The 10,172-nt window shown below is 73.3% G+C and carries 7 protein-coding genes; 3 read left to right on the top strand and 4 right to left on the bottom strand.

Features of this window, described 5'->3' with window-relative positions:
* Positions 1 to 137: 137 nt before the first annotated feature.
* The gene (locus EMA17_RS51350; RefSeq protein ID WP_126644119.1) at positions 138 to 1,016 is read right to left on the bottom strand and encodes an alpha/beta hydrolase fold domain-containing protein; all 879 of its coding nucleotides are present in this window, start codon (positions 1,014 to 1,016) and stop codon (positions 138 to 140) included.
* Positions 1,017 to 1,420: 404 nt separating this feature from the next.
* Here EMA17_RS51350 and EMA17_RS51345 point away from each other — a divergent pair, with 404 nt between their 5' ends.
* Together EMA17_RS51345 and EMA17_RS51340 are read left to right on the top strand one after the other, a co-directional pair.
* Positions 1,421 to 4,933 (top strand): ATP-binding protein, encoded by a 3,513-nt coding sequence (locus tag EMA17_RS51345; protein WP_160161896.1) that lies wholly within the window; start codon positions 1,421 to 1,423, stop codon positions 4,931 to 4,933.
* A gap of 214 nt (positions 4,934 to 5,147) precedes the next feature.
* The gene (locus EMA17_RS51340) at positions 5,148 to 6,311 is read left to right on the top strand and encodes a phytanoyl-CoA dioxygenase family protein (protein WP_160161895.1); all 1,164 of its coding nucleotides are present in this window, start codon (positions 5,148 to 5,150) and stop codon (positions 6,309 to 6,311) included.
* Between the two features lie 155 nt (positions 6,312 to 6,466).
* On the opposite strand, the gene EMA17_RS55895 is transcribed toward EMA17_RS51340, so the two are convergent.
* The 3 genes from EMA17_RS55895 to EMA17_RS51325 all read right to left on the bottom strand — a co-directional run bounded on the left by EMA17_RS55895 (position 6,467) and on the right by EMA17_RS51325 (position 8,827).
* Positions 6,467 to 6,874 (bottom strand): hypothetical protein, encoded by a 408-nt coding sequence (locus EMA17_RS55895; RefSeq protein WP_307721600.1) that lies wholly within the window; start codon positions 6,872 to 6,874, stop codon positions 6,467 to 6,469.
* Complete coding sequence (locus EMA17_RS51330) at positions 6,871 to 7,449, bottom strand: RNA polymerase sigma factor (RefSeq protein WP_126644116.1); 579 nt, start codon at positions 7,447 to 7,449, stop codon at positions 6,871 to 6,873. Before EMA17_RS51330 ends, EMA17_RS55895 begins: the two co-directional genes overlap by 4 nt.
* Before the next feature lie 274 nt (positions 7,450 to 7,723).
* The gene (locus EMA17_RS51325; RefSeq protein WP_126644115.1) at positions 7,724 to 8,827 is read right to left on the bottom strand and encodes a hypothetical protein; all 1,104 of its coding nucleotides are present in this window, start codon (positions 8,825 to 8,827) and stop codon (positions 7,724 to 7,726) included.
* Between the two features lie 274 nt (positions 8,828 to 9,101).
* Here EMA17_RS51325 and EMA17_RS51320 point away from each other — a divergent pair, with 274 nt between their 5' ends.
* On the top strand, positions 9,102 to 10,010 hold the full coding sequence (locus EMA17_RS51320; RefSeq protein WP_246127517.1) for an NAD(P)-dependent oxidoreductase: 909 nt from the start codon (positions 9,102 to 9,104) through the stop codon (positions 10,008 to 10,010).
* The last annotated feature ends 162 nt before the right edge of the window (positions 10,011 to 10,172 follow it).

Genomic DNA, 10,172 nt, shown 5'->3' with positions numbered 1-10,172 from the left:
CCCGGAGCCCCGCACGCCGGCGGCGGCCCACCACCGACTCAGACCTGTCTCGGACCGGCCGGCCGCAGCCACAAGCGCAACGCACACCGGAGACGCCCGGCCCGGCCGCCCCGGCCGGTTCTGCTTCGGGAGTCGCGTCATGGTGGTGGCTGTGGCGTCAGGAAGTGGGCTATTGCGGCGATTGCTGTTGTGGATTCGGGGATTTTCGGGTCGATGGCGGGCCATGCGTGGGGGACGTCGGGGATCAGGTGGGCCTGGACCGGGACGCCGGCTGCGGCGGCTCGGGAGGCGAATGCGGTGGTGTCGCCGAGCAGGGCCTCGTGGCAGGAGGCCAGGAGCAGTACCGGCGGCAGGCCGGACAGGTCGGCGAACAGCGGGGAGGCCAACGGATCGCTCGGGTCGTGCAGTTGCAGGTAGATCTCGGCGGCCTCGCGCAACGACCGCTTCGAGATGAACAGGTCCGTGGCCGCGTTCGAGTCGTATGTGGGCTTGGTCACCGTCAGGTCCAACCACGCCGACAGCAGCACGAGTCCGGCCGGCATCGGCACCCGCGCGCCCCGCGCCGCGAGCGCGAGCGCCGCCGCCAACCCGCCGCCGGCCGAGTCGCCGCCCACGAACGGCGGCGTGTCGAGGCCCTCCTCATCCACCGTCACGAGCGCGTCGTACACGCTCGCCGCGTCGTGCAGCGCGGCGGGGAACGGCGCCTCCGGAGCGAGCCGGTACTCGACCAGGATCACCCGCGCCCGGGCCGCGAGCGCGATCCGCGACGCGATCCCCAACCAGCCCTCCGCGTCGCCCATGCGATAGCCGCCACCGTGGAAGTAGAGCAGCGTCAGCGCCGGGACCGGCACCTCCAGGAACGTGCACGGCACCCCGCCCACCAGGCGTCGGGCGACCGCCACCCCCTCCTCGGGCTCCTCGCGGTACGCCGCCGTGCCGCGTCGCCGCGCCTCCAACTCCTCCGGCGCGGGCCGCCCTTCCCGTACCGGCGGCAACTGCCAATCTTCCAGGCTCATCCCTGCTCCTCCCCGCCCGGATCCGACCGTGCCCGACCGTCCCCGGCGACCCACTCGACCCCACCGATCCGGTCGACAACCCGTCCGGGCCCGCGAGTCCGGGCCCACCCACCGTCTGCCCCGCCGGCGATCGTCCACGCCGACGGACCCACCCGCGGACGGACCCGATCGACAGCCCGATCAACCACCCGATCGGGAGCGCGCGTGTGCGGATCGAAGCTTGCGACAAACCCTGGTGGGGATCAAGCGATTGGCCGGGTTGTGACCTGGGCGCCGGCGCAATTGGCCGCCGAGCGCACCGTTCGGTTCGTACGATGTGGCGCGCGGGGTCCTTCGAACCGCTCCCGGACCGGCGCCGGGGAATCGGTCGTCTCGCCGACGACAGCAGGAGGGGGGTCCGTCGCATGGTGGTCCGGGTACGTGTTCTCGGCCATGTCTGCGTCGACGGCCCCGCGGGTCGCGCCGCGGAGGACCTGCTGGGCGGACCGCAGGCCCGGCTCGTCTTCGCCGCACTCGCGCTCGGCCGCCGACACCCGGTGCCGCGTGAGGAGTTGGCCGCGCTCCTGTGGCCCGAGCAGGCGCCCAAGTCGTGGGAGGGCGCGCTGCGTGGCGTGCTCAGCCGGGTGCGCGGCTTCCTGGGGCAGGCCGGCTACGACGCGTCGTCGGTGTTGCGCCACCGGGCCGGTTGTTATGTGCTGTCCCTGCCCGAGGGGACCGAGGTCGACGTGGAGGCGGCGGAAAGCGCCCTGATCGAGGCCGAAGCGCTGGCCGTGCACGGCGCGTTCGCGCAGGCCAGGACCCGCGCGCACGACGCGCACGAGATCCTCGCCCTGCCGTTTCTGCCCGGCCTGGACGGCGACTGGGTGAACGAGCGGCGCACCCGCTGGCGGTCGGCCCGACTGCGCGCGCTCGCCGTGTCGGTGACCACCGAACTGCACCTGGGCCGCGCCGACGCGGCCGTGACCCGCGCCGCCCAACTGGTCGACCTGGACCCGTTCCGGGAGAGCAGCCACCGCCTGCTGATGACCGCGCACGCCGCCGGCGGCGACCGCGCGGCCGCGCTGCGCGCCTACGAGCGGTGTCGGCGGCTGCTCAACTCCGAACTGGGCGTGGGCCCCTCGCCCGAGACCGAGTCGGCGTTCCTGCGCCTGCTCGGCGACGCCACGCCGCAACCGCTGCCGGTACCCGCGCCCGCCGCCCGCTTCGCCTCACCGACGCCCGGTCTGGACGCGCCGCCCGCGCCCGCCCCGACCCGTTCGGCGCACGACGTGTTCCCGCACGGCGCGCCCGGGCCGATCGTGGGCCGCTCCGCCGAATTGCGCCTGCTCGAGGAGTCCACCCGGGCCGAGGTCGGCTCGCGGGTGATCCTGGTCAGCGGCGACGCCGGGATCGGCAAGTCCTTCCTGCTCAACGAGTTCGCCACCCGCGCCGGCCGGAACGCGTTGGTGCTGACCGGACGCAGCGACGAGGGCGTGGCCGCGCCCTTCCAACCGTTCGTGACCATGCTGCGCGCCCACCTCGGCGACGTCGCGGCCGAGGAGCTGCGCGAGCGGGTCGGCGACCTGGGCGGCGAGTTGCACCGACTGCTGCCCGAACTGCCGCTGGAACCCGCCGGCCTGACCCAGCCTCAGGGGCCGCCCGACTCGGACACCGAGCGGTATCGGCTGTTCGAGGCGGTCGCCGGGGTGTTCCGGCACGCCGCGGGCGAGCGGGACCTGATCCTGCTGCTCGACGACGTGCACTGGTCCTCCACCTCGACCATGCTGATGCTCCGGCACGTCGCCCGCGCCCTGGTCGGCACCCGTGCGGTGGTGGTGATCGCCTTCCGGGACACCGGTCTGGGCTCGGTGCATCCGATGACCCGGCTGATCGCCGACCTCTACCGCGACCTGCACCCCCTGCACGTGCCGCTCGGCGGCCTGGACGTGGCCGCACTGGTCGAACTGGCCCACGTACTGGCCGGCCCGCTGCCGCCGCGCGCCGAGGGCGTCCGGGCCCACGTACTGCGCGAACTCAGCGACGGCAACCCGCTCCTGGCCACCGAACTGCTGCGCCAGTGGGCCGACGTCAGCGACTGGTCGGCACTGGGGAAGAGCGTGCCCGCCGACGTCCCGCGCCGGGTGCGCAACGTGCTGCGCCAGCGGCTGCTCGGCCTGCCGCAGTCCACCCTGGAGGCGCTGACGGTGGCGGCGGTGGTCGGCCCGGCGTTCGACATCGACCTGGTCGCGGCCGTGCACCCCGGCGGCTTCGACACCGTCGTGGACGCGCTCGACGACGCGGAACGCGCGCACGTGGTGCGCGGCGAGGAGACCGACCGCCCGGGCCGCTTCACCTTCGTCCACGCCCTGGTCCGCTCCACGCTCTACCAGGAACTGCCCACCGCGCGCCGCCTGCAACTGCACCGCAAGGTCGGCCTGGCCCTGGAGGCCAGGGGCGATCGGGACGCCCATCTGCCCGAGTTGGCCCACCACTTCCGGCTCGCCTGCCGATTCGGCGAGGCCCGCCGGGCGCTGGACTACGCCCGCCGGGCGGGCGACGAGGCGCGCGACGGCGGCGCGTTCGAGGTCGCCGCCGAGCACTACCGGCAGGCCCTGGAGGTGCTGCCGATGGTCACCGACCCCGCCCCGGAGACCCGCTGCGACCTGCTGCTCTCGCGCGGCGCCGCGCTGGACCGGTGCGGCGACCGGCGCTGCCGGGAGGTACTGCGCCGCGCCGCCGAGGAGGCCCGGGCGCTCTCCGACTCGCGCCGGCTCGGCCGGGTGGCGCTGGCCATGGTCCGCCTGGGGCAGGTGTACCAGGTGGGCGTGGACCTGGAGTTGGTCGCCCTGCTGCGCGAGGCGCTGGCCGCGCTGCCGATCGCGTCCGCGCTGCCCGCCGACATCGCGCTGCGCTCGCTGCTGCTGGCCGCGCTCGCGGTGGCGCTCACCTTCGGGCAGGACCGCGAGGCTCGGCTGAGCATGCTCTACGAAGCCCTGGAGGCGGCCCGCGAATCGGGCTCGCACGACGCGCTGGCCCAGGGCCTGGAGGCGCACCACCTGGCCGCGTCCGGGCCCGACCTGGTCGAGGAACGGCTGCGGATGAGCGGCGAGTTGACCGTCTTGTCCGGGCTGACCGGTGATCAGGAGTCGCTGTTTCGCAGCCACTTGAACCAGGCCTACGACCTGGTGGTGTGCGGCGCGATCCCGGCCGCCGAGCGCGAGTACGCGCAGGCGCAGCGGGTCGCCCGGCGGCTGCGGCACCCGTGGTTCATGTGGGAGGTGCTGATCTACCGCTGCGGTCTGGAACTGCTGCGCGGACGCACCGCGCGGGCCGCGGACGTGCTGGCCGACGCGCTGCGCCTGGCCCGCCGTTCGGGGCTGCCGCGCGAGGCGGTGCGCTCGTTCAACCTGTCGCAGATCCTGGCGGTGCGCTGGGAGCAGGGCCGGCTGGGTGTGATGGCGCGGCGGGCCGGGGTGGCGGCCGGCTGGTCCCGGGACGTGTCCTGGTGGCGGGTACAGGCGTGTTGGGCGGCGTCCGCGTCGGCGGATCCCAAGTCGGCGCGCGAGGAGTTCCACGCCCTGTGCGTACCGGGTTTCGCGACCATCCCGGTGGACCTGCTGTGGACCGGCTCGTTGATGCGGCTCGGCGAGGTGGCCCTGGAACTGGGCGACACCGAGCGGGGGTTGCTCGTGGCCGAGGCGCTGACGCCGTACGCGGACCACCTGGACTGGACCGGCTCCTCGCTCGGCCCGGTGCGCCGGGTGCTCGGTGGCCTGGCCGCGCTGGTCGGCGACGAGGCCGCCGCCCGCGCGCACTTCGCCGCCGCGCACGCGCGCTGCGTCGGACTGGGCCTGCCCGGACACGCGGAGCGTACGCTTCAGGACGCGGTGCGATTGCTCGGGGACCCGCCGGACACCGGCGTACCGTCGCGGAGCTGACTGGCTGTCACCTTGCGCTTTCGCGCTGCTCTGACGCTGTTCTGACGCTGTTTGCCTACCGTTGGTGACGACCCGGCCGGTGTGCCGGGTGCACAACGGGGAGGACGGGGCAATGGGGATAGCGGGCGCGGGATCGGCGGTGGCGCACGACGCCGACCGAGGCACGTTCAGTGTGTTGGGCTGGCCGGTCGTGTGCTTCGATTCTTTCCATCGGGTGGAACTGCCACGCCGGCTCGAGGGCGGACTCGGCGAACGGGTCGCCTGGGACGTGGCCGGCCGCGCCCCGATCGCCCTGTGCATGCCCGACGGTTCGGCGTACAGCTATGTCGAGGACCGGGGCGAGGTGCGCATCGTGCCGGGGGTCAGCGCGGACGCCGAACTGGTCGTCGAGCTGGCGTCCGGCGCGTGGCAGGACTACCTGTACGAACTGCGCACCAGCCGCGGCCTGGTCGAGTCGCACGCGGTGCGCTTCGTGCGCGGCACCTTCGCCGACTGGGACACCTGGGAACCGGCGATCCGCTGCATGTACTCCGGCACGCCGATCTACCACCCGGAAGCCCTCGATCTGCGCGACCTGGCGGATCGGCCGATCGACCTGCACCGCGACTTCGGCACTCGGGACGAACCCGACGAGATGGCGCATTTCCTGCGCACCACCGGCTATCTGGTGGTGCGTCAGGTCTTCGACGCGGACCGGGTCGAGGAGTTGGCCGGCGAGGTGGACCGGATCCGCGGGTTGTGCCGCGAGGGCGACCGGGGTTCGTTGTGGGCCGCGGACCCGGCCGGGCGGCGCTCGCCCTACCGGCTGACCTACCTGGGCATGCGCTCGCCGCGGATCGCCGCGTTGGCCGACGACCCGACCGTGCGCATGTTGTGCGGCCTCGCGGGCCAGGACGTGGTCGCGGTGACCGACCGGGACTCCGGACAGATCGCCGTGCTCAAGGAGTTCGGCACCGCGCCCGAGCCGCTGTCCATCCCGGACCTGCCCTGGCACAAGGACTGCGCACTCGGCGGTTGTCCGATCACCTGTCCGCGCGTGCACGTGGGCATCCGGCTCGACGCGGTGACCCAGGACAGTTCGCAGCTGTACGCGTTGGCCGGGTCGTGGGGCACGGTCGCGCACGAGCGCTACACGGCGGAACAGTGGGCGCGGCTGCCGGTGGTGGGGATGACCACCGAACCGGGCGACGTGACCGTGCACATGGGGTGCGGGATGCACGCGGGCCCGGCCGCGACCGGCGCCGCCCGCAGACGCACCCTGTACGTCCAGTTCGACAACCCGCGCATCTTCGACGTCACGAACCCGTACGAGAGCTACGAGCACGTGATCCCGGGTTACGACAACAGTGGTGACGAGTCGGTCATGTCGTGGATGTGAGCCCGGGGAGGGCGCGTCTTCGCGGTGCCCGGGGCCGGGTTCGGGCTGCGACGCGGGGCCGGGCCGGGGCTCCGACTCCGGCTCGGGGCCGGGCTCGGACTGCGGGCCGGCCCGGCGGATCCCGACTCGGCAGGATCCGCCGGACGGCGCGGCGCCTATTTCGCGGGACGAGTGAGTTCGCACCTCCCGTTCGCGCAGGAGCGGCGCAGGCGGCCGGCCGAGATGGTCTCCATCAGGCCGATCGCCCAGCACATCGGGCAACCGCGCAGCGCGAGCAGGCCGACCGGCGCGAGCAGCAGGCTCACCGGGCCGGCGAGCGGCAGCAGGGCCAGGGATGCGACGAGCGCGCCGAACCCGACGGCGCCCCGGGCCAGATGGCGCGGCACGGTGGCACTGGCGAAGCCGGTGCGCTTGGGCGTGTCGTGCGCGCCGTGCGCGTCCCGCGTGTCCGGCGCGTCCCCCGTGTCCGGCCCGGGCGGATCGGCGGGCGGGGAAGCGGGCTCGGTGGTGCGTGTCTTCGTGAGCGTGGTCGTCGTCGCGGTCGTGGTCGAGTCGGGCGTCATCGTCGGTTCTCCTCGCTCCGGGACGGTTCGTCGCGCAGGGCCTCGCGTACCGCCGAACGGGATCGATGCAGGCGGGACTTCATCGCGGCGGTGCCGATCCCCAGCCGATCGGCGACCATCCGGCCCGGCAGACCCTGGATGTCCCGCATGACCAGCACCTGCCGCTGATCGTCGGGCAGGGCGGCGACGGCGGCCGCGACCCGTTCGGCCTCCAGGCGCAGCAGGGCGTCCTCCTCGGCGGAGCGCGCGGTACCGCCCGGGGTGGCGAACGGGTCGGACTCGGCGGCCGACGCGTGGTGGACCAGCGCACGGGTGCGACGCAGGCACTCGTTGCGGACGATCCGGAACATCCACGACGCCAACGCCCCCGACGCGCGGAGCATGCCGATCTTGCGGTAGAGGATGATCAGCGCCTCCTGGGCGGCGTCCTCCGCGTCCTGGGGGGTGGCGCACAACGTATGCGCGAATCGGCGCACGTGCGGGTGGGAGCCGTGCACCAGCGCGGTGAGCGCGTCGACGTCACCGCGCTGCGCGGCGGCGACCAGGACCGCGCCGGGCCAGGTGTGGTCAGCCACGCTGACGCCTCCGACGGCGCAGCGTGACGGTGCACACGCACAGCAGCAGCGCGACTGCCGCGACGACGATGACGACTACGGTCATGGGGTCCTCCCGATGGGATGCGGGGCGGACGAGACGGTCGTCCGCACACGCATGAGAGGCGCGGCGGGCGCGAAAGGATTCACCCGTGTTCGCGAGACGGTGACGGCGGATCACAAACCCGATGATCCCCCGCCGACGCGGGCCGGCGGAGCGGGGTACCCCGGCCGCTCGCGACCGCCCGGACCGCCGTCAGCGCGGGTTGCGCTTGGTGATCCGGCCCTCGCCGTCCGCCTCCAGCGACGCTTTGCCCTCGGCCCCGGTCACGGTCACCCGGATGACCACGGTCCCGGACCCGGCCACCGGCTCGAAGGTGATCCGCCACGAATTCGGCTCGGCGATCCCCAGTTTGGTCCGCGCGATCTGTACCAGTCCGGGCAACCGCTCCAGCGGGAGCGTATTGACGTCGATCACCGCGCCGGGGTCGACCGGCGCGCCGAGCACGCCCTGCATCGAGATCCCGTGCTCGTCGATGGTGAACGCGGCGGCGTTGCCCGTGTGCATCCCGCTCACCAGCGAGCCGACCAGCCGGCGAAGCTCTCCGTCGGCCAGCATCGAGTCGGACGACGCGGTGCCGGAGACGGTCGTACCGGTCGAGACGCTACTCGTGACCTTCGTCTCGGAGGACGACACGGACGACGACGTGGTCTTCGTCCCCGAGTCGCCGAACTCGTCGGCCAGTTCCGCCCGGAAGAGCAGTACCACGATCCCCGCGCCGACCAGCAGGCCGAGCGTGGCGAGCAGACAGAACGAACCCTCGCCGGGCGGGCGCGAGACCATGGTCGACTCCGGCGCGGAGTCCACCGTCTCCACACTCGCCCGTCGGGCCCACTCCTCGGTCGGCTCGGTGACGAGCTTGACCTCCCACAGGTCGTCGGGGCGGTACTCCACCACCACGACCCCACGCGGCCGATAGTCGGGGATGTCGACCATGTTGAGGTCCTGCCGCGTCTTCACCCGGTACGCCGTGCGCTCGTCCGGCGCCACGGTCAGATCGAACTCGACCGGGATGTCGGCCGTATCGCTGCCGAGGGCGCGCCGGCTCTCGATCACGGCCAGCGCGAGCCGGGCCGGCGCACGCACGTCCCGGGCCCGCTGGACGCGCCCGCCGAAGGCCCACGCGGCCATGTTGAGCAGGAAGACCCCGACCCCGATCACGCAGACCTGCCAGCGTCCCAGGATGCACCCGACCACGAAGCAGCCCAGCGCGACGCCTATCACGCCACCGGAGAGCAGTCCGAGCGCGCCGGCCTTCAGCCGCTCGCCGACGGGCTTGCGGGTCTCGATCATCGCCATGGCGGCGATTGTGCCGGTCCCGGATGGACGCCGAAAGGCGTCCGGGCGAAAACCGACCACCTGTTCGCAGGACGTGGGGAGTTCCCCCGATTCGGGGCCGGACAGCGGCGCGAACAGCCACCGTCACGGCCGCCCGCCTCAATACTTACCTTTTCGTCAGTACCTAACCAATTAGTAGGTACTTGTCGACTGGAGTGCGTCAATCAAGGATGGATCTCAGCCCATCCCTCTCCCATCCCCTCTCCGTCCCTCTTCCGCACATCTGGAGACCTCCGTGAACGCGCAGCAGTCCCACACCCCCGTAACCGTCCTCGGCCTCGGCGCGATGGGCCGGGCCATCGCCGGTGCGATCCACCGGGGCGGCCACCCCACCACCGTCTGGAACCGCTCCGCCGGCCGCGCCGACGATCTGGTCGCCCAGGGCGTGACGCTCGCCCCGACGGCCGCCGAGGCGGTCCGCGCCTCGCCGGTGGTCGTGGTGTGCCTCCTCGACGACACGTCGGTCCGCGACACGCTGGCCGCCCTGGTCGACCCGCTCGCCGGCCGCCTGGTGATCAACGTGACCACGGTGACCCCGAAGCGGGCCCGGGAAACCGCGGCCTGGGCCGCCGAGCACGGGATCGAATACCTCGACGGCGCGATCATGGCCATCCCGGAGATGATCGGCCTCCCCGTCGCCTCACTCCTGTACAGCGGCTCGCAGGCCGCCTTCGACACCCACCGCGGCCTCCTCGAACTGCTCGGCGGCGCACGCTGGTTCGGCGCGGACGCGGGGCTGGCCTCGCTCTACGACCTGGCCCTGCTCGGCTCGATGTACTCGATGTTCGCCGGCTTCGCCTACGGCGCCGCGCTCGTCGGCAGCGAAGGCGTCCCGGCAACCGAGTTCGCCGAGCTGGCGGCCCCCTGGCTCACCGCGATGACCGGCGGCCTGACCGGCCACGCGGAGTACTTCGACAGCGCCGACTACACGGCCGAGACCCAGAGCCTGGACTTCAACAAGGCCGCCGTCGACACCATCGCCGAGGCCGGCCACGACCAGGGCATCCGCACGGAGGTGATCGCCGCGGTGCAACACCTGATCGACCACCAAATCGCCGCGGGCCACGGCAAGGAAAGCTTCGCCCGAATCATCGAAGCCATCCGCCCCCCGGCGACCGGCGGTGGCGGCAGGGAAGGGCGCTGACGACAGGGCTGGGCGGGGGCGGGGCGGGTCCTCCGAGGGCCACTCCCGGCGCACGTTGCGCTTGTGGTTGCGGGCCGGCTGGTGCGGGGCCGGCCGGAGTCGGTGGTGGGCCAGCGGCGGCGTGCGGGGCTCCAGGACGGGGGGCTTTCGACGAGACGGGCG

Origin of the sequence: Embleya hyalina (genome assembly GCF_003967355.1) — a bacterium.
Taxonomy (GTDB): Bacteria; Actinomycetota; Actinomycetes; order Streptomycetales; family Streptomycetaceae; genus Embleya; species Embleya hyalina.
This window is presented reverse-complemented; position numbering and strand designations above follow the sequence as displayed.